Below are 23,666 nucleotides of genomic sequence, written 5' to 3'. Positions count from 1 at the left end.
CATCATCCCGGTCCCTTGGTCCGAACCAGTTCGCGCAGCAGATCGAGATAGTCGGCCGCGATCGCCTCGTGCACCGCCAGCCCGCCGCCCTTCAGCGTCAAATGTCCTTCAACCCTGTCGTCGAGCCGGGACAGATACAGCACCAGGTCATAGGCGTGGTCGGCACTGGAAAAGAAATCGGGGCTCATGCGCAGCGCGGGCGTGTCGTCCGCGGACGACGAGGAGGCCATCGAGGAGACCGGCGTGTCCTCCTCATGCAGCAGGAAGAACACCTGCGCCAACTCGCTGCGGGCGATCCCGTGCTGCCGGGCCAGCCGGGTCGCCATCTCCTCGAACGGGATGGCCAGGATCGTATAGACGTCGAGCAGGCTATCGCGCACCAGACGCAGGGCCTCGGGCGCCTCGGAACCCTCCAGCATACCGCGAACGATCAGGGAATCGGTGAGCGGCCCGATCGTGCCCTCGAAGTCATGCTGATGCCGGCGCGAGATGTTTGTGCACACGCGGATATCCGCCTCGCCGGTGCGCCTGCGCAGGAGCAGCATCAGCATGGCGAGCGTCAGAACGAACAGCGAGCAGCGCTCGCGGGCGGCGAGATCCTTGAGGTCTTGCCAGAGCTCGGCCGGCACCGCGAACCGGTAGGTTCCGCCCAGGGCCGGATCGGCCTCTTGCGTCCAGTCCAGGGGAAGGCGCGCGAGCGGCCGCTTGAGATAGGCGGCCCAGGCGGCCATTTCGTCCTCGAAGCGGCCTTCGGCGCGGCTCCGGCTCTCCCAGAGCGCATGGTCGGCGAACCTCACCGAGGATTTCGCCGGCGGCGCCGGGCGGCCCTCGCGGCCGGCGAGATAATGATCGCGGATCTCGCCGGCAAGGCGGGCCAGCGACCATTCATCGACGATGATGTGATGAACGATGATCAGAACGAGCTGACGGTCCGGCGACAGCTCGACGATCCCCATACGCAGGCACGGCCCCGCCTCGAGGTCGAACGGCGCCCCGAGCCGATAGCAGAAATCGTCGAACCGCTTGCGGCGGGTCTCCTCATCGGCAATCCCGCACAGGTCGAGTTCGCTCGGCGTCGGAACCGTGCCTTGGTAGGACTGGCGCACGTAGGTCTCGACGACGGGAAACCGGGCGCTCAATATCGGATGCCGTTCGACGACCGTTGCCAGCGCCTTCCGGAACGCCTCGCGGTCCAGCGGTCCCGACAGCGGCATCGTCTGCCAGAGGTTCAGGAAGGCAGGATTGACGGCGGCCCGGTGAACGAGCCAGAGATGACGTTGCAGCAAGGTCATCGGCACGTTCGCGGCCTCGAAGGACCCGTCGGGACGCAGCGAGTTGCGGCGCGGTGCATGCTCCACCAGCCGTGCCAGGGCCTCCACGCTCGGCTGCTCGAACAGCGCGCGCAGGGGCAATTGCGTTTCGAAGCGGGCATTGATCCGGCCGATCAGCAACATGGCCGACATCGACGTGCCGCCACTCTCGAAGAAGTGGTCGTGCCGGCCGACCTCGCGGCCCAGCAGCTCTGTCATGATCTCGGCGATCGCCTGTTCGGTCGCGGTTTGCGGTGCGGCGGCAATCGGTTCAGGACGGCGCGTGTCCGGCGACAGGCGCGCCAGGTCGACCTTGCCGTTGGGCGTCAGCGGAAACCGATCCACCCGCGTGAAAAAGCTCGGAACCATGAAATCGGGCAGCACCCCGGCAAGCTCGCTGCGAAGCCGTCGCGCGGTCACGGCCTCGGGCGCTCCGATCACATAGGCGGCCAGGAAAAGGTTGCCGCCGTCGTCGCGGGAACCGGTCACGACGGCGTCTTCGACACCGTCGACGGCGAGCAACGCCATCCGCACCTCGCCGGGTTCGATGCGATAGCCCCGGATCTTGAGCTGGTCGTCGCACCGGCCGACATAGACCAGTTCGCCCTCGCCTGTGTAATGGACGAGATCGCCGGTCCGGTACAGGCGCGCCTCCGGAATGCAGTCCGCGGCCGGGGCGGCGAACCGCTCCGCGGTAAGGTCCAGCCGGCCGAGATAGCCGCGTGCCAGGGTCTCGCCGGCAAGGAAGAGTTCGCCCGTCGCCCCCGGCGGCAGCGGCATGCCGGACGGGTCCAGCACATAGGCGCGGGTTCCGGCAATCGGCGTGCCGATCGACGGGGGGCCGGTTCCTGTCCGCAATTTGCGCGTTGCATAGGTGGTCGCCTCGGTCGGCCCGTACAGATCATAGACCCTGGCCGCGCCGGTCCGGGCCTGGACCGCGTTCACCAGCTCGGTGCTCAGCGGTTCACCGGCGAGATTGACGGTCTGCAGGCCGGCGGGAAACCTCGCCCCCTGGACCGCCAGCAGCGTGCGCATGACCGAGGGCACGGTGTTGATCAGCGTCACTCGGTCGCGGCCGGGCAGGTCGAACAGGTCGAGAGGACTGTTGGCGAGAATGACCGTGTGGCCGCCGCACAGGGGAACGAAGAGCTCGAAGACGGACAGATCGAAACACACCGAGGTTCCGGCGAGAACGCCGGCCAGTTCGCGCTCCGAATAGGCTTGACGCGCCCAGTGGACCAGCGCGGCCGCACCGCCATGGCGAATCTCGACGCCTTTCGGCCTGCCGGTGGACCCCGACGTATAGAGGACCCAGGCGACATCGTTCGGCCCCGTGTCGGCGGACAGCTCCGGCCACTCCGCCGGCGCCCCGCTGCGCAGGGCCGAGGGATCGAGCAGCGCGACATCGGACGGGACATCGCCTGGAAGCCGATCCGGCAGGCAGATCATGACCCGGGCGCCGCTGTCTTCCAGCACAATGCGCCTGCGGTCCTGCGGATAGGCCGGATCGACCGGCACATAGGCCGCGCCGACGGCCATGACCGCAAGCAGGGCGGCCACCAGTGTCGGTTCGCGCGGCAGGCATACCAGCACCGTGTCTCCCGGAGAGACCCCCAGCGCCAGCAGCCGCTCCGCCAGCGCCCTGGCGCGCAGGTCGAGCTCGCCATAGGTCACGGCGGCCGAGCCGTGCAAGATCGCGGTCGCTGCGGGGGCGCGCGCCGCCGCGCGCCGGACCATCTCCGGAATCAGGGTGTCGTCGGCAGCCTGGAAAAGCGGGTTCCAGTCCCGCAGGAGCTGGTCCAGTTCCTGCCGGGAGAGCACCTGGGTCGCGCCGATTGCCTCGTCCGGACGGCTGGCCATGGCCTCCAGGACCAGGTGAAAACGGCGGGCCAACCCCTCGATGATGCGCCGCTCGTAGCGTCTGGGCGCAAAGTCGAAATGCCCGCTCAGGCCGCCGGATGGCGCATGCTTGATCCACACTCCGAGGTCGGATTTCGCACCGGTGGGAGCGTCTTCGAGATAGGCGATCTCGAGCGGCCCGACCGAGACGGAGGCGGGCGCCTTCTCGCCGAACAGGAACATGACCTGGAACAGCGGCGCGCCGGCGTCGGACCGGTCGGGAGCCAGCGCTTCGACCAGCATGTCGAACGGCAGTTCCTGATGCTGATAGGCGGCAAGCGCGGTCTCCCGTTCGAGGGCGAGCACCTCGCGGTAGCTGTGCGACAAGGCAATCGGCGTGCGCAGCAAGAGCGTGTTGCCAAAATAGCCGATCAGGTTCTCGACATCTGGATGAACCCGCCGCATCGCCGGCGTGCCGATAATGAAATCCCCGTCACCGCCGTAGCGGGCCAGGACGACCCGCAGCGCAGCGGTCAACAGCATGAACATGGTCGCGCCGGTCTCGCGGCACAGCGCCTCGAGCCGGCTCAGCGTGTCCTGGGAGACCGCGATCGGGATGGCCTCCACCTCGGCCAATCCGTCGGCGGCGCCGTCCCGCCGCACCGGCAGGCGGATCGTGGTTACCGCGCCGCGCAGGTGCCGGGTCCAGTATCCGAGCAATTCGTCGCGCCGGCTGCCGGTCAGCCGCTCGTGCTGCCAGGCCGCGAAATCGGCATATTGGATGGCAAGCTGCGGAAGATCCGGCTCCGTCCCCTGCGAAAGGGCGCTGTAGGCCGTCCACAGCTCGGTCAGAAACAGGTGATTGGACCAGCCGTCATAGACGATGTGGTGCAGCCGGATGAGCACGTCGTGCCGCTCGGTGCCGACCTTGAACACATGCACCTCGAACGGCGGCCTTGCGCGCAGGTCCATGGGCCGCAGCATGAGCGCGTCCCGCCGCTCCCTGGAGATCTCGCCTGCGACCGCCTGCGGCCGGTCGGAGAGGTCGGTAATGTCCAGCGACAGCGGGCCGTCGTCGATGATCTGGACGGGCCGGCCGTCGCGCTCGCCGAACCGCGTGCGCAAGCTCTCGTGCCGGCCGCGCACCCGCTCGAGCGCCGCGGCGAAGACGGCGGTGTCGAAGGGACCGGAGATCGTGAAGCCCACCGGGGCGCAATAGGCCGCGCTGTCGGGATCGAGCAGCCACAGGAACCACATCCGCATCTGGCCGCGCGACAGACGCAGCGGCGCGCTCCGGTCGACCGCCGGTATCGGCTCGAGCCGGGTGGAGCGCGCCCGGTTGCACCACTCGATCAGTTCGGCCTTGTTGGCCCGCAGCCGTTCCGTCAGCTCCGGCGTCAAGGCGTTGCGGGGAGCTTCGTACCGGAGCCGTCCGCCATCGGCCCAGATCCGGATCTTCCGCTGTCTGAGGTCCCTGACAAGGTCTCCGATCATCAGATGACCCCCTGTTCCGTATCCTGCTCGCGGTCGCCGGGCAGGTCCGAGATCGCGCGCAATACGTCGACCTCTTCCGCGATCTTGCGCACGGTCTGCAACCGGAAGAACCGCTCCAGCGGCAACTCGACGCCCAAGGCGTCGCGGATCTTGATGAGGCAGTTCGCCGCCCGGTTCGAATAGCCGCCGAGATCGAAGAAATTGTCCGTCACGCCGATCGGGCTGACGAGAAGGATCTGCTCCCAGATCGCGCGAATGGCGTCCTCGGTCGGCGTGGCGGGCGCGACGCAGGGCGTCGCAAGCGACCGGGCGGTCACCGGATCGGGCAGCGCGCGCCGGTCCAGCTTGCCGTTGGCGGTCGTCGGCAGCGTGTCGAGGAAGCTGATCGTCGAGGGGATGAACTCGGCCGGCAGCAGCGTGCCGACATGCTGCCGCAACTCCGCCGCGCTCGCCTCGCCGCCGTTCGCGACGACATAGGCGGACAGCACCGTTTCGCCGCCGATGTCGCGCGGGGCGACGGCGCAGGTCCGGACGCCTGGATGGGTCAGCAGCACCGCCTCGACCTCTTCCGGTTCGATCCGGTGGCCCCGGATCTGCACCTGATTGTCGATCCGGCCGAGCAAGTGGATCGAGCCGTCGGCAAGGCGCCTGGCAAGGTCGCCGGTCCGGTAGACCAGGGCCTCGCCGAGCTGGGGCATGGCGCAAAACTGCCTCGCGGTCTGGTCCGGGCGCTCGATATAGCCCGTCGAGACGCCGTCGCCGGCGATCGCGATCTCGCCCGTCTCGCCATCGGCGACGGGCTCGCCCACCGCGTCGAGCAGGTAGACCCGGCGATTGGACAGCGGCGTTCCGACCGGAACGATCGGCAGGTCGGGCAGCGGCAGCCGGGCTTCGTGGCACAGCGCGGAATGGGTCTCCGAGCAGCCGTACAGGTTCAGCAGGCGGATGCCCGGATAGCGGTCGAGCAGGCGCTGCGCCAGACTGGTGTGCAACGGCTCGCCGACGGTGATGATCATCGTCAGCGCGGCGGGAAGCCCGCCGGCGCCGGGCGCGGCATCCAGCAGCGCCCGCAGCAGGGTCGGCACGAGCAGCAGCCGCGTCACCCGTTGCCGCGCAAGGAACGCGATCAGCGCATGGGGATCGCGGCTGGCGTCCTCAGGCGCGAGCGCGACCGGCACGCCGCGCAGAAGGGCGCCGAACACCTCCCAGACCGAGACGATGAAATTGAGCGTGGTGCGGTGACAGAACCGCTCGTCCGGTCCGAACGGATAGCTCGCCCAGAGCCACGACAGCATGACCACCGTCGACCGGTGCGGCGAGGCGACACCCTTCGGTTTGCCGGTGGAACCAGACGTGTAGACGACGAAACATCCATCGTCGGGCGAATTGTCGACGGCAGGGGACGTGCCGCTGCATTCCGCGATCGCGCCGGCGTCGCGGTCGAGGCAAACGCGATCGACGCCGGCGGGCAGGAGATGGGCGAAGCGGGTCGCCGTCACCGCGCACTCGATGGTGGTGTCGCTCGCGATGAAGGCAAGGCGCGCGGGCGGGTAGGTCGGGTCGAGCGGCACATAGGCGGCGCCCGCCTTCATCACGGCGAGGGCGGCGATGATCGAGTCCGGCGAGCGGGCAAGGCAGATCCCGACCCGTGAGCCCCGCCCGACCCCGCGTGCGGCAAGATGGTTGGCCAGCCGGTTGGCACGCCGGTCGAGGTCGCGAAAGCTCGTCTGCCCGTCGTCATGCAGCAGCGCAGGGGCATCGGGCGTCGCGACGGCCTGCTGCTCGAACAGCCGGTGGAGCGCCTGGTGCGGATAGGCGGCCCTGTCGGCGTGTCCGACATCCTGTGTCATGCGGTCCCCTCCGCGGCATCGCTCAAGGCGCCGTAAAAGGCTGCGACCGCATCGACGCCTTGCGTGAAGCGGTCCAGCAGGGCCGTGCCGACGGCGACGGCATCCAGCGTGTCGATGGCGGCCAGCGCGCGAACCTGGTCCGGCTCGCGGATCCCGAACCCGGCCATGACGAAGAGATCCTCCCGGCAGGCCTTGAGCCGTTCGCTCGCCGCGCGCACAACGCCGGTGCCGACGGCGGTTCCCGCGGTCGTGTCGGCGCATTTCAGGTAGACGATGGCGCCGGGAGGCGCCGTCCGGCCGATGTCGCCCGCCTTTGCCGCGGACAGGCCGTCGGCCTCGGCGATGGTCACCAGGCCGATCCCGTGGCGCGCGGCCTCGTCCGCCCAGCAGGTCTGCGTTTCGGGCTCCCATTCCAGCATGATGTGATCGACCGCCCCCGCCAGCCGCGCCAGCATCGCCGCACGCCCCTGGGTCCCGGCGCTGCCCTCGTAGACGACGGCAACGTTCGGCCGGTATCGGGCGGCCACCTGCAGGACGGCGCCGAGATCGGCATCGGAGCCGGCGAGAGCCCGTGCGATCGCCTCGTTTGTGCGAAAGGACCACCTGTCGGAGGGAAGGGCGAATTCGAAGGAGGCCGGCCGCCGGTCGGCAATTCGTTCGAGGGCCTCGCGATAGCCCGCATTGCTCGGCCAGCCCGGTACGGTAAACGGCACCAACCCGAGGCGCGCGCCCGGCATCCGCAAGGGGGGCGAGCGGGGGACCATCATCCCCGCCCGAGGTCGCCGAGAAGCGCCGGAAGGTCGCGCAGGGTCGCGATCGTCCTGTCGGCCAGCACCCGGGTGCCCGGCGCAAGATGGGCGCCGCCGACCGCGATGCAGAACGTGCCGGCGGCATGGGCCGACGTGACGCCGGGTTCCGAATCCTCCACCACCAGGATGTTGCGCGGATCGGTGCCGAACGCGCGCGCGGCGCTGAGATAGATGTCCGGGGCAGGCTTTGGCCGCGCGACGTCGTCCCGGCTCAGCGTCAGGTCGAAAAACCCCGCCAGTTTGAACCGCGCCAGGAAGGCGTCCAACTCGGCGCGGGTTGCGCTGGTCGCGATGCCCAGACGCGAGACACGGCTCCGTACATCTGCCAGCACCTCATGGACACCGTCGAAAAGGCTGCCGTCCTCTTCCCACATGCGGGCGTAGAGGGCCTCCTTTTCGGCATACATGGTCTCCTGACGGGCCGTGCTCAGTCCGAACTGCCGGGCGATGGCCGGAAAATAGTCTTTCGGGTGCCGGCCGACGACCTGCCGATCGATCTCGGAGCCGAACCGGTATCCATGACTGGCGAACACTTGGCGCAAAGACTTCAGATTGATGGGTTCTGAATCCGCAAGAACGCCATCTTTGTCGAACACAACGGCGACGATGTCTTCGAGGCTTGAACGCTGCGTCATCAGATCACTCAATCAAATCGGCGCGTTGAGAGAAATGGCTTGCGGGCTCTTTTTGGCCTAATGTCGGCCGGCCTAGTGTGGGGAATTTGAAATACGCCCTGTTCTCGGCAGCAACCGTAGAAGCGTAATTCAAATTCGAAAACCACACTAGAAACAAAAACTTGCTAGTCCCCCTCTCGAATCTGAAGTTCGTTGAGAGCGTGCTGCGACCTGTGACGAACTTCAGGTTCGCAAGAGAAGTGTATCACCGAAAAAACCGAAAAGTACAGGATTATGGTGCATAATCCGATTTGCTAAACCTTGACGTGTCGCGCGGCGCGCTGCGGCACGGCGCCTCGTGCTGGCGCCGGGGCCGACCGCGCAGAATGGAGAACCCCGATGTCGAACCCACCCGCACCGCGCCGGGGTCCTGTCCTGAATATCGACGAGGCCGAGGAGTGCGAGTCCGCCAGCGGCGACCACTGGGGCGGCACCTACAAGGTCCTGACGCCCTATATGGAAGACAATGGCGGCGAGCTCTGCGCCAATCTCAGCCGGATGCCGCCGGGGCGGGTGGGCTGCCCGCACCACTATCACATGCTGGACGACGAACTGTTCTTCGTCGTCTCGGGGGCCGGCCTGCTGCGCTATGGCGACGACTGCTATCCGATCCGTCCCGGCGACATGATTTCCTGCCCGGCCGGCACCCGCACCGCCCACCAGATCGCGAACACGGGCAAGGAAGACCTCGTCTATATCGGCATCGGACGCAACAGCGCCAACGAGGTCTGCGTCTTTCCCGACAGCGGCAAGATCCATATCCGCGGCCTGAAACTGAAAGGCCGGCTCGCGGAAACGGAGTTCATGGACGGCGAGCCGGAACCGCCCCTGATCCTGACGATGACGGGCGGCGAGTCCACTGGGACGGACTGACGCCAGCGTAGGTGGCTTTAGACCCTTCCGCCCGCGCGCAGTGGAGCGATTCGATGGACAGCGATGGCAAGCTTGCAGGCGAGATCTTCCGCTACCCCTTTCTGGAGACCGCGCTGCCGGGCTTTTGCGAGTATCTGATCGACGAGGACGGCCGGCCGCTGGCCGAAGCCAATGCGTCCGCCGGCCTCCTGCACGGCGTCGAGTTGCGGTTCGAAACGTGCCCCTATCCGGGCTCGCGCCTCGGCGCGCCGATGAACGTCTCGGCGCTCCGGCAGGTGACGTCGTGCTGGGCGGAGTGCCTGGAGGATTTCGACGCCTTGCGCGCGATCTACATGCAGTCCTTTCCGATGGAGATGAACTATCTGCTGCTGTCGCGGCTCGGGAATTTCCTGACCACCGTGCCGGGGTTTCTCGCGCGCAGGAAGGCCTTTGCGTGGAACGCGGTGCCGCGCCGGCTGAGCGCGCTGTTCAAGGTGGCGCAGGGCCTGTACCTGACCGCCAACGCGGTCATGCTCGCCGGTCCGCCGGAGGTCGCTTTCGAGCCGGCGCGGGTGGACGATGTCCTGAAGGCGACGGAGGAGCGCGGCATCTATCTGAACGAGGGCAGGGTCTGCGCCGGCTCGCCGGCGATGATCCGGGCATTCGTCGACCGCGCCATCTGCGGCCGCAAGACCGGCGACGGGGCGCCGCCGGAGGCGAGCCGGCTGGCGGGGGCGGCGCCCCAGGCGGTCCTGCACTACTGCGAACTGACGACCCAGGCGCAGATGGCGAAATGGGTGTTCGATGCGCATCTCGACGATGTCCTCGGATTGACCGATCCGGGATCGGACAACCTGTCCCACCAGTCCCTGCAATCGCTCAACCGGCAATCGGGCCTGCGGCTCGCGCCGCCGGGCGCGGGAGCCGGCCGGATCCCGCTCGACCGGCTCCTTGCGCTGATGAAGAGCGATGCGCCCGAGGCACGGGCGGCGGCAAGCCGGGCCGCGGATCTCGCCGTCCAGTATGCCGGCTATCTGACAGCGCGGCAGACGCGGGTGAACGCCGCGCTCGGCACCGGCGAACCCGGCCGGTTTTCCTGGCGGGCGCATATGGCGGCTGTTGGGCGCCATGCGGCGAGCGAGCGGTTCGACAGGCTCGAACGGCTTGTCGATACGCGCAAATTCGCGGAGCTCGTCGACGCGGCCGTCTGAGGACCGCCGCCGCCCGGTCAATAGACCCGTTCGTACAGCTTGTCCTTTTCCTCGGTTCGCCAGTGCTCGGCCTTGTCCTGCTGTCCCAGCGCATCGAAAAACCGCGCCAGCAGCCCGAACGTGGTGCGGTGCCGCAGATCCCAACTGCCGAACAGGGAGAGGATGTCCCGCTCCGCTGCGGCCACGTCCCCCTCCGCCACAGTCTTGCGGAAGCGGGCCTCGACGGCCGCCAGCGACATGTCGTCGAGCACCGGAAACACCGTCACCAGCGACGGGTCGAGCCGCCGCCGGCCGACGCGGGCGTGAAACCCCTCGGCATCGTCGCAGTCGATGATCAGATGCACCCGGTCCGGGCCGTTGTTGCTGGCGCCATGGGGAATGTCGGTCGCCAGATGCCAGACGAAGCCCGGAGCCAGGTGCACGGCGCCTTCGGCGAAATGCAGCGTGGCCCGCTTGTTGGTGATCAGCGGCACGTGCAGCCGGACCTTGTCCTGCTGTCGCAGTTCCAGGAAGTCCCGGTGCTCCCACACCCGCGCGCCCGCCTCCATGAGGGCGAGCCGGGCCCAGCAGACGTTGAGACCGAACCGCGCCGTCAGGTCATCGATGATCCGCATGGCGGCCGGCAGATGCGCGGCGAGTTCGGTCGGCCGGCCGGTGCCGTCCGAGATGAGGTGGTCGTCGTGCCGCCCGGACGGATTGACCAGCACCGCCGAGTGCCAGTGGCCGTCGTTGAAGCCGACATATTGGCGCCGGTAGCCCGCATCGGTTGCAGCCAGCTCGCGGGCGGCGCGGGTGACCTCGCCCAGGTCGACCTCGCCGATCTGGGCGATCTGGCGCACAAGCCTGTCCATAGATGTGTCGGTCGTCGTCTCTTGCATGTCATCCCACCCGCGCCGCATGGCGTCATTCGTCCCGATCCGGTGCCTCCACCGGGCGGCCGTCGCTGCCGATCCAATGGAATTCGGATCGCAGGCCCTCGTTCAACGTGTCGTCGACGAACACGCCCGGCAGGAAGATCCGGTCCGGATGGCGGCCGACCGCCGCCGGTCCGATCCAGCGCGGATCGACGACGGCGTCCGATCGCTGCCAGCGGGAATCCACCGAGACACGCAGGAAATCCGTGGTGTTGTCCAGCGCGCCATGCAGCATGAACAGGCCGAAGATGACGACGTCGCCCATCCGGTACGACGTCGTCCGCCAGGGTCCGCAAGCGTCCTGCCGGATCCCGTCGAGACGGTCGGCATACCAGCCGAAATTCGCGTCGGCATCGGCGTCGAGGACGCCGTATTCGGTCCTGTAGAGCGCGCAGTCCTGCGAGCCGTCGAGCAGAACCAGCCCGCCCTGGCGCGGGTCGATGTCGCCGAGCGGGGTCCAGACGGACATGACCGCCTCCGGGGCCGGTCCGCGCAGGAAGGGGGCGTCCTGATGCAGTCCGCTGCCGCTTCCCTTGCCCATCACCCGGGGCCAAATGAAGTCCCAGGGCCGGACGGGTCCGTCCAGCAGGGCGCCGATCACCTGGCCGATCCGCTCGGACCGGACGACCTGCTGAAGGGCATCGCTGCGCAGGATCGCGCGCCGCGCCGCGCGAACGTTGATGTCGGCCCTGTTGGAGCGGTGCGAGGCCCGGCCCTCCGCAAGTGGATAGCGGTCGTCGACCTCGCCCATGATGGCGTGAACGCTCAGGATGTCCTCCCTGGCGCGGCGCACCAGATCCGGGGGCAGCAGCCCGCGCACAAACACATAGCCATGGGTGCCGAAGACGGCGCGCAGCTCGTCCGTGCCGGCGTCCGCCGGCGTTTCCAGAAGCGGCTCGAAGTGCCGCGACATCCCGCCGATCGGACGGCCGCAAAACTGTGCGGCGCTCACGGATTGCATGTCGAGGCTCTCCTTGTCGTGAACCTGCGGTCGGCAGGCGGGCTCAGGCGCCGTCCATGGCCCGGCGCAGGCTTGCCGGGCGCATGTCCGTCCACAGCGTCTCGATCCTCGCGAGGCAGTCGGACTTGGTCCCCGGCTCTCCGACCGTTTCCCATCCAGCCGGGACCGGGCGTCCGACAACCCAGATGGAATACTGCTCCTCGTGGTTGCGCACGATGTAGTACTGCTCGTCGCTTTCGGCGTCATCGTCTGTCGCGGTCATTGCTCCCTCCCTGGAAATTGGCCCATCGAAGGCATCGGTTGCTGCATGCCGGCCGACCGGGGCGCCGAGGACAGGTCCATACCGGCGATCTTCTCGATCAGGTCGCGGTCGCGGGCGCGGGCGTGGCGCAGCATTTCGGACACCGCGCGCTGTCGGTCGGCCGCGTCCCTGTCCTGGGACAGCTTGAAGCGGCCGATCATGTGGTCGATCTCGATTTCGAAGCCGACGATGAAATCGATGAGCTGGTCTATCCGCGGGTCGTCGGCGGCCAGCCGGTAGCTTGCATCCCCCGGATCGGCCCGCTCGCAAATGCTCTGCAGGCCCTGGACCAGCGTGTCTCTGTCTTCGATCGGCCGGACCCGTCCCCGCACCTGAACCGAAATCGAGTTCCAGGTCGGAAGTTGATGCGACCCGTAGACGTGAGGCGAGATGTAGCAGTCCGGGCCGTGAAAGACGGCCAGCACCTTCCGGCCTTCCAGCAGCGCGGCCTGGGGGTTGGAGCGGTCCATGTGGCCGAAGAGAATGCCTCTGGTCCCGCGCCGCCGGTCGAGGATCAGCGGCAACTGGGTCACCAGCGCATCGTCCCTGTCCCGTGCCGATATCAGGGTCGCGAAGGGATTGCGCTCGATAAGGGCGAATTGCCGGTCTTCGTCATGGTCGACATGACGGCGCGGCGGATAGGCCGGCTCGGCCACCGCCGGACGCGGCAACGGCTCCGCCGGCCGGTGGGCGAGGATGTCCTCGACGATCTCGGCGGAGCGGAACGGCAGCAGCGACAGCAGCGTATCGCCGGGCCCGTGGCTGGCTTCGTTGAATCCCTGCAGATAGACGCCGCAGGACAGCGCCTCGCGGGCGAGGGCGCGATAGTGCCGCGACACCGCGACGCCGCCGTCTTCGCGCTGCTTGAGCAGACGCAGCACCGGGCCGAAAACCTCCGGATCGAGACGGCGTGTGAAGCCGGTCGCCAGCACGAGGACATCGCAGGTCATGTCGGCGGCCTGACCGGACACCCTGTCGACAAGGGTCAGCCGCACCTGCTCGCCGTCCTCGCGCGCGGCCGTCAGCCGCGTGAACGGGCGGATCTGCAACCGGGTCCGGCCGCGCATCTCCGACGCATAGGCGATCCGATAGATCTCCTCCAGCAGGTCGGGATCGACGACGCCGTAATTCGCGTTGCGGACGTCCTGCAGGATGGCGTGCCGGCGCGCTTCGTCGGACGCGTGGAACGCGTCGACTTCGGACGACCCGTAGACCTCGTTCAGGAAGACCGAACTGTCGGCCGGGCGCAGCGAGTATCCCGAGACGCATACCTGCACGTCCGCCCTGCGATAGGTCTGCAGCAGCGCGAGCACGACTTCGCCGCTGCTTTGTCCGTCGCCGACGACGACGAAGCGCAGCGGCGCCTCCGGATCCGGGGCCGTGTCGCCGAGACGGGACAGCACCTCGCCGGCATGCAGGATCCGCCCGCCGATCTCGCATCCGGCCGGGATCCGCGGCGCGCCGCCGGTCGCGATGACGATGTTGCGCGCCAGGAACCGGCTGGGCGCCCCGCTGCCGGCCGCCTGCGCGCGGATTTCGAAATGGTCCGGCGCCGAGCCGGGCCCCGGCCTTACCGACACGACCCTCGTCCCGTAGCGCACATCCGCCCCGCACCGCTCGGCCGCCCAGCACAGGTAGTCCTGATACTCCTCCCGGGTCGGGTGAAAGCTGCGCAGATTGACGAACCGCTCCAGACGGCCGCAATCGCGGACGTAGTTCAGGAAACTGAAGGGGCTCGAGGGATTCCTCAAGGTCACCAGATCCTTGAGAAAGGAAATCTGCACGTTGGAGCGGTCGAACATCATGTTCGCGTGCCAGCAAAACTCTGGGTTGCGCTCCAGAAAAACTCCGTCGAGATGAGGCGCGAGTTCGCGGGCCGCGACGGCAAAGGAAAGGTTGGAAGGCCCGAAACCCAGGCCCACAAAGTCAAAAAACTCTTCGGCAACCTTCGCAGACGTCAAGAAAACCCCTCCTGCGAAACACTGGCGTGCAAGGAAACGCTATCACCTTGCAAGACAAAGTCCCAGGCAAAAATCAGTTCCCTCGCCGCGAAGGCGCCGGCGACGGTTTTGGCGTTCGGTAAGACGGGTTTCATATGAAAAGCGCTGGTTTTCCCCGACATCCCGGTGCGAAACCGGTCGCCGGGATCAGGTTTGTGCTTTTGCGGAGCGGAGAAGAGGAGGCCTTTCTGGCAAAACGTGCCGCAAGGGAAAACGGCAACCTTTCATGTTGTCCGCGTCCGGTTCCGGATTCGGGTTCACAACTTGAGAGTGTCGATCTAACATGATTGTCCTGCAGGCTCTGAGACACGCGTGGCGCGCAAGCCGCGAATTGGAGCGACGTCCGTGCTCGATTGGGACCCCGTGCTCGATTTGGAAGATGAGGCTCGTTCCGACCCCCGTCTCGCAGGCCCCGCAGGTGCGAAGGGGGGCTCGTTTGCGGGCTGGTTCGAATGGAGGGCGGCAGCCACGCCGGACGCGACCGCGCTCGTGACCGACGAGGCCAGTCTGACGTTCGACGAGATGAACCGCGCGGCCAACCGGCTGGCTCATTGTTTGCGGTCCATGGGCGCCGGGCCGGACGTGGTGGTCGCTGTCAGCGCCGGCCGGTCGGCCTGGACGCTCCTTGCCGTCCTCGGCATCTGGAAAGCGGGCGGCGCCTTCGTTCCGATCGAGCCGGGGCACCCGGCCGGCCGGACCCGTCACGTTCTTGCCGAAACCGGCGCCCTGCTGCTGCTCGCGGATGCCGCCGGAGGAGCCGCTTTCGCGGACATGCTCTCGGACATGGACGTGCCGCTGATGCTGGTTGGCGACGAGACCCTTGCGGACTGGCCGGACGCCGATCCGGAGCCGTTGGCCGGGCCCGACGCCCTCGCCTATTGCATCTACACCTCCGGGACGACGGGGGTGCCGAAAGGTGTCGCGGTCAGTCACCGCTCGCTGCTGAGCCATGCCCGTTTCATGTGCGGCCATCTTCACCTGCGGCCGGCCGACCGGTTTCTTCACATGACGCCGCTGTCGATCGACGCGGCGCTGGAGGAACTGCTGCCGGCCTGGATCGCCGGTGCGACCGTCGTGCTGCCGGGCAAGGTGCCGATGCCCGGCCCCGCGCTTCGCGAGGCGCTCGACGCCTATCGGATCAGCGTCGCCAGCATGGCCTCCTCGCTCTGGCATCGCTGGGTCGACAGCGAAACCGCCGGACTGGAGAACGGGTGCGGGCCGCGCGACAAGCCGCGCGACCTGCGCCTCGTCTTCACTGGCGGGGAGACGGCCTTCGGCGAAAAGCTGCGCCAGTGGCGGGCGCTGGGCTGGACCCACGATGTCGACTGGGTGATCGACTACGGTCCGACCGAAGCGACGATCACCTGCGCCACCTATCGCCCGCCTGCGATGGTCGACGACGACATCGTGCCGATCGGCCATCCGATCGACGGCGCGGCGATCCATCTGCTGGACGAGCGCATGGACCCCGTCGGCGACGACACGGTGGGGGAGATCTGGATCGGCGGAGTGCCGCCCGCGCGCGGCTATGTCAAGCGGCCGGCGCTGACGGCCGAGGCCTTCCGCCCCGATCCGTGGGGACCGCCGGGCAGCCGCATGTACCGGACGGGCGACCATGGGCTGCGATCCGCCGACGGCGTCCTGCATTTCCGCGGCCGCCGGGACGAGCAGGTCAAGATCCTCGGGCACCGGGTGGAGCTGGGTGCCATCGAAAGCTGCCTTGTCAGGTGCGACGGGGTTCGCGAAGCGGCCGCGGCGCTGCACGACCCCACCTCCGCCGATCCGCTGCTGGTCGGATATCTGGTCGGCGAGGCGCCGGACCCGGACAGGGTGCGGGCGCAACTGCGCGACTGGCTGCCGCAGATCATGATCCCGGCCGAACTGATCGTGCTCGATGCCCTGCCCCGGGGGGCGGTCAGCGGCAAGCTCGACCGCAAGCGCCTGCCGCATCCGGACAGCCTCCAGGATCGGCCTGAAGCTGACGAACCGCCGCATGCGGTGATCGCCCGCCAATGGGCAAACGTCCTCGGCCTGCCTCCGGGGAGCGATGACGACGACTTTTTCCTCAGTGGCGGCGATTCGCTCAAGGCCGTGCAGCTCATCGGGCGCTTGCGCGCCGACCTTGCGGTCGACCTCTCCCTTTCCGACCTGTTCGCCCGGCCGACGCCGCGCGGCCTTGCGGCGGCGGTCGACGCGCGGCGGGCGGCGACGGACACCCGACCCGCCGAGGTGCCCGACGCGGTGGCGCTCCGAACCAACCTCGCCCCGGCGTCGAACGGTCAGCGGCGCCTGTGGTTCCTGTCAGACTACGCGAAGGGCTCGCCGGCCTATTCCGTGCCGCTCGGCTTCCGGGTGCGCGGCGCGTTCGCGATCGCCGATCTCGACCGCGCCCTCACCGCGCTGACGGCGCGCCACGAGGCCTTGCGAACGGCGCTGGTCATGCGGGACGGCCACCTGATGCAGGAGATCGCGCCGCCGCTGGAGATTGCGAGCAAGGTGCTTGAGGCGGCCGGCTGGGACGCGGCGATGGCGATGGCCGAGGCGGAGGTCCGCCTGCCCTTCGATCTGGGAACGCCGCCACTCATGCGATCGCTGTGCATCCGCTACGCGCCGGAGGCGTGGCTGTGGGTGCTCAACATCCACCATGCGGTGTGCGATGCCTGGTCGCACGGCCTGCTGCTGCGCGACCTGCAGGCGGCGTGGACGGGGGAGACCGCCGGACCCGCCGCCCCGCAATTCTCGGACCATGTGGCACGGTTCGAGGCCTTGCGCGCCTCGCCCGCCTTCGAAGACCACCGGAACTACTGGAGGCGGCAGCTTGCCGGCGATCTCCCGGTGCTTGCGCTGAACCACGGCGCCAGCCCCCGCCGCGACCTCTCCGATGCCGGCGGCGTCGCGGACCTGTCGATGGACGAGGCCCTGACGGCGCAGGTGGCGGCGGCGGCCGCCGCCCACGGAACCACGGTTTCCGTCGTCCTGCTGTCGGCCTTCGCCGCCACCTTGCACCGGTGGACCTTGCAGGACCGGATCGTGATCGGCGTCCCCGCCGCCTGCCGCATGTCGCCCGCCGACCAGGCCACGGTCGGCTATTTCGCCAACACGCTTCCGATCGTCGTCGATGCGGGCCGGCAGCGCTCGTTCGGCGATCTGGTGGCGCATGTCGCCGGGCGCATGGCCGAAGCGCTGGCGCATCAGGACCTGCCGTTCGACGAGATCGTCGACCTTCTCGACTTGCCCGGCCGCTCGAGCCGCAATCCGCTGTTCCAGGCGATGTTCGTCATGCAGTCGACGCCGGCGGATTTCGGCTTCGCTCCGCCCGGCGCCCGGCTGGAGGAGGTGCTCGTCCATACCGGAACGGCGAAGGTCGACATCTCCTGCATGCTGCGCCTCGCCGACGGTACCGTTCAGGGAGAGCTCGAATATGCGGCCGGCACGCTGGACGCGGCGGAGGCCGGCCTCCTGCGGGCGCATTTCCTCGGCCTGTTGCGGGCGGCGACGCGCGCGCCCGACCGCCCGCTGGACGCGCTGGCGCTGAGCACCGGTGCGGAGCGGGACGCGCGCCTTCGCGCCATCAATGCGGACCACGCGGTCTATCCGGACCTGCGCCCGATCCACCGCTACATCGAAGAGCAGGCCGGCCGCACGCCCGATGCCATCGCGGTGGAAACCCTGTCGGAGCGGATCACCTATGGCGAGTTGGACGCGCGCGCCAACCGTGTGGCGAATGCCCTGGCGGCTGCCGGTATCGGCCCGGAAAACCTGGTCGGCGTCTGCCAGGACCGTTCGCTCGCGCTGATCGTCGCTCTTCTCGGCGTGCTGAAGGCCGGGGCCGGGTTCGTGCCGCTGTCGCCCGGCTATCCGCTCGCCCGCACGCGGAAAATACTCCTCGACGCGGGCGTCGAGCATCTGATCGTCGATGCCGCGAACCGGGGCCGGCTGGCCCTGCCGGGCCTGCGCCTATGGAGCGAAGACCGGCTCGATCCCGCGGTCGGCGAGGCGCGCGGCAGCGTTCCCGCCCGTCCCGATCACCTTGCCTGCGCCTATTACACCTCCGGCTCCACCGGCGAGCCGAAAGGCGTCCTGCTCGACCATCGATGCGTCATGGGCCGCATCGCATGGCTTCGGGACCGCTATCCGCTTCAGGAGGGCGACCGGGTCCTGCACAAGACGCCGCTGGTGTTCGACGTGGCGATCTGGGAGATCTTCGGTCCCCTGATGTCCGGAGCGACCGTCCTTGCCGCCGATCCGGGCGGCGAAGCCGATGTCGATCACATCCGCGCGCTGCTGGCCCGGCCCGGCGCGGTGTTCGCCCATTTCGTGCCGTCCATGCTGGATGCGGTGCTGAGCGCCGGCGGCTGGGACGAGGCTCCCGACCTGAAATGGGTGCAGGTGTCCGGCGAGGGCCTGTCGGCGGACCTGCTCGCGCGCTACCGGGCGCGGGTCCCGATCCCGCTGCACAACTGCTATGGCCAGACCGAAACGTCCGAAGTGGCCTACTGGCAGGACGACGCGCGCAGCTACCGGCTGTGGGCGCCGATCGGCCGTCAGATTGGGCTCTACCGGGTCTTCCTGCTGGACCGGTCGCTGCAGCCGGTGGAACCGGGCATGCCCGGCGAGATCTGCGTCGCGGGTGTCGGCGGACTGGCGCGCGGCTATCGGGGACGCGCGGGCCTGACCGCCGAGAAATTCGTTCCCCACCCCTGGCCGATCGAACCGGGGGAGCGGCTTTATCGCACCGGCGATCTGGGACGCGTCACATCGACGGGAGCGCTGGAGTATCTCGGCCGGCTTGACGAGCAGGTCAAGATCCGCGGCTGCCGGGTCGAGATCGCGGAGGTGGAACAGGTGCTGCGCGGCTTGCGCGGGGTCGCTGCCTGCGCTGTTATCGCCCGGCAGGACGCGTCCGGATCCGATCAGTTGATCGCCTATGTCCAGGGCGACGGCCTGACCCCTGCGGGGCTCGGGGCGCAGGCTGAGTTCCTGTTGCCCAGCTACATGCTGCCGGCGGCCTATGTCGTGCTCGACCGGCTGCCGCTGACGGCGAGCGGCAAGCTCGACCGCCTGTCGCTGCCGCCGCCCGGCCCGGATCATTTCGCCTCCCGCGGCGGCTCGGCGCCGCCCGCATCGCCGCTGGAATGCGAGATCGCAGCCGTCTGGCGCGAGGTTCTGAACCTGCCCGGCGTCGGCCGGCGGGATACCTTCTTTTCCATCGGCGGCAATTCGCTCACCGCCATCCAGGTGATCGCCCGACTGAAAACCCGGTTCGCGGTGCGCATCTCGGTACGCGATTTCTTCGCCGAGCCGACCGTCGAAGGGCTGGCGGGGCTGGTGGAGGCCGGGCTGATCGACCGGGTCGCCGCCCTGTCCGAGGACGAGGCGCGGCAGATGCTCGAAGGCTTGCGATCATGAGCGAAGCGGGAGCCGGACGTACCGACCTGGGTCCCGCGCAGCGGCAATTGCTCGAGCGTTTGATGACGCATCGGGACATTGGCGCCCCCCCGGCGGCGGCGGAGATCCCGCGCACCGACACCGTTCGCGACATTCCGCTGTTGCCCAATCAGTCCGGCGTCTGGTTCCAGAGCCGCATTTTTCCGGACAGTCCGGAATACAACCAGATCGGCATCCTCCGGCTGCCCTCCTGTCCGTCGGACGAGGCCGTGCGGGAGGCGCTGCGCACCCTGATGCAGCGTCACGATGCCCTGCGCCTGCGGATCTACGAAAAGGACGGGGAACCGCTGCAGGAACTGTGCGAGGACGTCCCCTGCCCGTTGCGCTGGCACGACGCCGGCATGCTGTCTCCCGGCGAGGCCGAAGCCAGGATCGAGGTCATCGGCAACAGATGCTACCGGGAACCGTTCGACCTGGCGACGGCGCCGCTCTACCGCATGGACGTGGTGCGCATGCCGGGCGGGGCGGCCGTCGCCTTCCTGGTGTTTCACCATATCGCCGTCGACGGCCATTCGCTGGAAACGCTGTATGGCGACCTGCTGACGCTTCTGGCCGGCGACGCGCCCGGCCCCGCACCGGCCGTCCGCTTCATCGACTATGCCGCCCATGCGGGCCGGCGGGCCGACGGGGCGGATCCCAAGGAGCAACTGTCCTACTGGCGGACCAAGCTTAGCGGCGAGCTTCCGGTCCTCGATCTTCCCTCCGACCGTCCGCGCCCCCCCGTGCCCAGCCGACGCGGCCATGTGGTTCCCTGCCGGATCGCCCCCGAGGGCCTGCGGCCGCTGAAGGCGCTGGCCGAGGCGGAAAACACCACCCTCTTCGTTGTCCTGGCGGCGGTCTACAAGACGTTCCTGCGGCGCGTGTCGGGCGCCACCGACGTGCTGGTCGGAACCGCGCTGTCCGGGCGCGATCATCCCGCTGTCGAGACGATGGTCGGCATGTTCGTCAATACGGTGGTGCTGCGCAGCGATCTTGCCGGCAATCCGCGCTTCCGCAGCCTCCTGCGCCAGGTGCGCAAGACGGTTGCGGAAGCGCACGACAACGGCACGGTTCCCTTCGGGTCCGTTGTCGCGGCGCTGAACCTGCCGAGGGATGCACGCATCAGCCCGCTGTTCCAGACCATGTTCAGCGTCGGCGGCCTGCCGTCGACCCCGGACGGCAGGCTGGACACCGCCGCAGCCTTCGCCGATTCCGAGGCGGCGAAATGGGACCTGTCGCTGTTCCTGGACGAGCGCGACGGGGGGATGGTCGGCTCCCTGGAATATTCGGCCGATCTCTTCGACAGGTCGACGGCCGAACGCTTCGTGTCGATGTTCGCGCGGCTCGCGGCCGCCTTCGCGCGCGATCCCGATCTGCCGATCCTGGACGCGCCGCTGCTGTCCGCCCGTGACGAGGCGCATCTCCTTCACGCATTCGAGCCCTATATGCGGCCCGGCAGTCCCTATCGCACCCTGGCGCAACCGTTCGAAGAGCAGGTCCGGCGCTCGCCGGATGCGGTCGCGCTGGTCGGCGAGCGCGGCCGGCGGACCTATGGCGAGCTGAATGCCGCCGCCAACAGACTCGCCTGGTGTCTTCTTGCCGGGGGCGCGGGTCCCGGCTGCTACATTGCCGTGTGCATGACTGTCGGCTTCGATCTGGTCATGGCGCTCCTGGCGGTCGCAAAGACCGGAGCCGCCTATGTCCCGCTCGATCCCGCTCTGCCCGGCGAGCGGGTCCGCGTCCTGCTGGAGGACACCGCGCCGCTGCTGGTGCTGGCCGACCGTGCGACCGAACCGCTCGTCGCCTCGGCCTCCTGCGCGGTTCACGTCGTCGGCGGCACCGAGGCCCCTAGCGACTGGGCCCCCGGCGACTGGTCCCCCGGCGACCCGCCCCCCGGCGATCCTCCATGCATGGCGCCGGCGGGACGGCCGGTCCATATCCTGTTCACCTCCGGCTCCACCGGACGGCCGAAGGGCGTGGTCTATTCGGTCGAAGCGGCGCTGGCCGAAATCCTGTGGCTGCACGGGCGCTATCCGCTGACCTCGGGCGGGGCGAACCTGTTCAAGACCTCCTACGGGTTTGACGTCTCGATCTGGGAGATCTTCTGGACGCTCTATTTCGGCGCCCGGCTGGTGGTTCCAAGGCCCGGCGAAAACTGCGATCCGAAGCGGCTGGTGGCGCTGATCGACGAACATGCCGTCACGCAGATCTTCCTGGTGCCGGGCATGCTGGAGCTGATGCTGGACGTCCTGCCGGAGGGAGCCTGCCGCAGCCTCGCCTGCGTCCTGTGCGGCGGCGCCCCGGTCAGCCCCCGTCTGCGCGACCGGTTCTACGAAAAACTGCCGAACGCCCTGCTCGTCAACTGCTTCGGGCCGACCGAATGCGGAACGGTGACGGACTGTCCCCTGCCCAACGCGCCCGGAACCGACCATGTGCCGCTCGGTCATCCGGCGGCGAATTTCACCTGCTACGTGCTCGATCCGGCGGGGCGCCTGTGCCCGCTCGGCGTGCCCGGCGAACTCTATATCGGCGGCGAGGTCGGCCTTGCGCTCGGGTATCACGGCCGGCCGGGCCTGACCGCCGAGCGCTTCCTGCCCGATCCGTTCGGGCCGCCGGGCCAGCGCATGTACCGCACCGGGGACCTGTGCCGGCGGCGCGGCGACGGCACCCTCGAGCATCTCGGGCGCATCGACCGGCAGGTCAAGCTGCGCGGCATGCGGGTCGAACTGGCGGAGATCGAGGCGGTGTTGGGCGAGCACCCGGCCGTGGCGCAGTGCCATGTCCTGGTGCGCAACGATCCGCGCACCGGGCCGCAGCTTCCGGCTTTCGTGACGCTGAGGGAGGGGGCGCGGGCGAGCCCGGAGGAGCTGCTTGCCCATGCGGGCCGCCTGTTGCCCCGGCATATGGTCCCGCCGGCCGTCGTCATCCTCGGCGAACTCCCGACCACTGTGAACGGAAAGGTCGACGCCCAGGCCCTCGCGGCGCTCGAGTGGACCGCGCCCCGGTGCGACAGCCGGGAGCGGGCGGCACCGGAAACGCCCCTGGAAGAGCGTCTCCTGCGGATCTACCAGGACCTCCTCGGGCAGAGCGACATCGGGGCGACCGACAGCTTCTTCGATCTCGGCGGCCATTCGCTGCTGATCTTCAAGCTGATCGACGCCTGCGACACCGAGCTGAACCTGCGGCCCTCGGTGGCCGACGTTTTTGCCTGCCCGAGCGTTCGAGACCTGGCCGCGCGGCTGGAAACCGGCGCGCGCGGCGTCTCGTGCCTCGTGCCGCTCGCCGTTCGGCCGGGCCGGCCGCTGCTCGTGTTCGTGCATGGCGCCGGCGGTTCGGTGATGCCGTTCGTCGAGGTTGCGAAACGGATGGGCACCGATCTGTCCTGCTGGGGCCTGCAGGCACCCGGCATCGGCACCGACCCCGCGGCCTGCACGATCGAGGCCCTCGCCACGCGCTATGTCGCCGAAGTCGATGCCGTGCGGGGGGTGAGCCCGGTGATCCTTGCGGGCTGGTCGATGGGCGGGTGCATCGCCCTGGAAATGGCGCGGGAGTGGATCGCGCGGACCGTGGACATTGCCGCCCTGCTGCTGCTCGACACCTGGACGCCGCCGAAGCTGCTGGACGCGCCGCAGGCCCTGCAGATGCGGTCGCTTCTCGACGGACTGGACATTCCCCGCCGCAACGCGGAGCCGCATCAGGCCCCGGATGCGGCCCTTCTGGCGGAGCTCGACCAGCTCATTCAGCGCGACTTTCGGGCGTTCGATCGCTATGAGCCCCGGCCGCTTGCCATTGATGCGGATTATCTCGGCGCGGCCGAGCCGTTCGACCGCGCCGATGCGGACCCCGTCTCCGTCCAGCACCAGTTCAGGTCCGAGGGCTGGCGACAGGTCTTCCGCTCGCTGGCCCCGCACACGGTCGACGGCACGCATTTCACCATGGTCGAGGCGGACAAGGCTCCCGCGCTCGCCGCGGCCATACAGCGGATCGTCGACACGCGCCTTGTCGGCCTGGAGATCTGAAAGGA

At 68.7% G+C, this 23,666-nt stretch carries 12 protein-coding genes; 4 read left to right on the top strand and 8 right to left on the bottom strand.

Annotation, left to right across the window (positions count from 1 at the left end; translation table 11 throughout):
- Window positions 1-2: 2 nt before the first annotated feature.
- The 4 genes from TSB10GB4_RS12220 to TSB10GB4_RS12205 are packed head-to-tail and all read right to left on the bottom strand — an operon-like array spanning window position 3 to window position 7,937.
- On the bottom strand, window positions 3-4,643 hold the full coding sequence (locus tag TSB10GB4_RS12220) for a non-ribosomal peptide synthetase (protein ID WP_186395982.1): 4,641 nt from the start codon (window positions 4,641-4,643) through the stop codon (window positions 3-5).
- On the bottom strand, window positions 4,643-6,493 hold the full coding sequence (locus TSB10GB4_RS12215; protein ID WP_186395981.1) for a non-ribosomal peptide synthetase: 1,851 nt from the start codon (window positions 6,491-6,493) through the stop codon (window positions 4,643-4,645). Before TSB10GB4_RS12215 ends, TSB10GB4_RS12220 begins: the two co-directional genes overlap by 1 nt.
- Entirely contained in the window at window positions 6,490-7,260 is a 771-nt protein-coding gene (locus tag TSB10GB4_RS12210) for a hypothetical protein (protein WP_186395980.1), read from the bottom strand. The genes TSB10GB4_RS12215 and TSB10GB4_RS12210 overlap by 4 nt, the downstream gene beginning before the upstream one ends.
- Window positions 7,257-7,937: an HAD family phosphatase gene (locus TSB10GB4_RS12205; protein WP_186395979.1), complete on the bottom strand. Its 681-nt coding sequence runs from the start codon at window positions 7,935-7,937 to the stop codon at window positions 7,257-7,259. Before TSB10GB4_RS12205 ends, TSB10GB4_RS12210 begins: the two co-directional genes overlap by 4 nt.
- A gap of 378 nt (window positions 7,938-8,315) precedes the next feature.
- On the opposite strand from TSB10GB4_RS12205, the gene TSB10GB4_RS12200 reads away from it, so the two are divergent.
- Window positions 8,316-8,849 carry a cupin domain-containing protein gene (locus tag TSB10GB4_RS12200; protein ID WP_186395978.1) on the top strand — a complete coding sequence of 178 codons (534 nt, stop codon included), beginning with the start codon at window positions 8,316-8,318 and terminating at the stop codon, window positions 8,847-8,849.
- A gap of 53 nt (window positions 8,850-8,902) precedes the next feature.
- A complete protein-coding gene (locus tag TSB10GB4_RS12195) occupies window positions 8,903-10,039 on the top strand; it encodes a hypothetical protein (protein WP_186395977.1) in 1,137 nt (378 codons plus the stop codon).
- Between the two features lie 17 nt (window positions 10,040-10,056).
- On the opposite strand, the gene TSB10GB4_RS12190 is transcribed toward TSB10GB4_RS12195, so the two are convergent.
- From TSB10GB4_RS12190 to TSB10GB4_RS12175, 4 genes are read right to left on the bottom strand one after another with little or no spacing between them, the layout of a single operon-like run.
- Window positions 10,057-10,917 carry an aspartyl/asparaginyl beta-hydroxylase domain-containing protein gene (locus tag TSB10GB4_RS12190; RefSeq protein ID WP_186395976.1) on the bottom strand — a complete coding sequence of 287 codons (861 nt, stop codon included), beginning with the start codon at window positions 10,915-10,917 and terminating at the stop codon, window positions 10,057-10,059.
- A 25-nt stretch (window positions 10,918-10,942) separates the two neighbouring features.
- A complete protein-coding gene (locus tag TSB10GB4_RS12185) occupies window positions 10,943-11,914 on the bottom strand; it encodes a phytanoyl-CoA dioxygenase family protein (protein ID WP_186395975.1) in 972 nt (323 codons plus the stop codon).
- Between the two features lie 43 nt (window positions 11,915-11,957).
- A complete protein-coding gene (locus TSB10GB4_RS12180; protein ID WP_186387783.1) occupies window positions 11,958-12,176 on the bottom strand; it encodes an MbtH family NRPS accessory protein in 219 nt (72 codons plus the stop codon).
- Entirely contained in the window at window positions 12,173-14,137 is a 1,965-nt protein-coding gene (locus tag TSB10GB4_RS12175; protein WP_244570898.1) for a SidA/IucD/PvdA family monooxygenase, read from the bottom strand. The genes TSB10GB4_RS12180 and TSB10GB4_RS12175 overlap by 4 nt, the downstream gene beginning before the upstream one ends.
- A 390-nt stretch (window positions 14,138-14,527) precedes the next feature.
- Between TSB10GB4_RS12175 and TSB10GB4_RS12170 the strand changes: the two genes are divergently transcribed.
- Both TSB10GB4_RS12170 and TSB10GB4_RS12165 read left to right on the top strand, forming a co-directional pair.
- Window positions 14,528-19,624: an amino acid adenylation domain-containing protein gene (locus TSB10GB4_RS12170; protein ID WP_371328899.1), complete on the top strand. Its 5,097-nt coding sequence runs from the start codon at window positions 14,528-14,530 to the stop codon at window positions 19,622-19,624.
- Window positions 19,621-23,661 carry a non-ribosomal peptide synthetase gene (locus TSB10GB4_RS12165; protein WP_208984731.1) on the top strand — a complete coding sequence of 1,347 codons (4,041 nt, stop codon included), beginning with the start codon at window positions 19,621-19,623 and terminating at the stop codon, window positions 23,659-23,661. The genes TSB10GB4_RS12170 and TSB10GB4_RS12165 overlap by 4 nt, the downstream gene beginning before the upstream one ends.
- The last annotated feature ends 5 nt before the right edge of the window (window positions 23,662-23,666 follow it).

Origin of the sequence: Stappia sp. TSB10GB4 (assembly GCF_900185745.1) — a bacterium.
Classification (GTDB): Bacteria; Pseudomonadota; Alphaproteobacteria; order Rhizobiales; family Stappiaceae; genus Stappia.
Note: the sequence above shows the minus strand (reverse complement) of the source record. Positions and strands in the feature narration are given on the sequence as shown.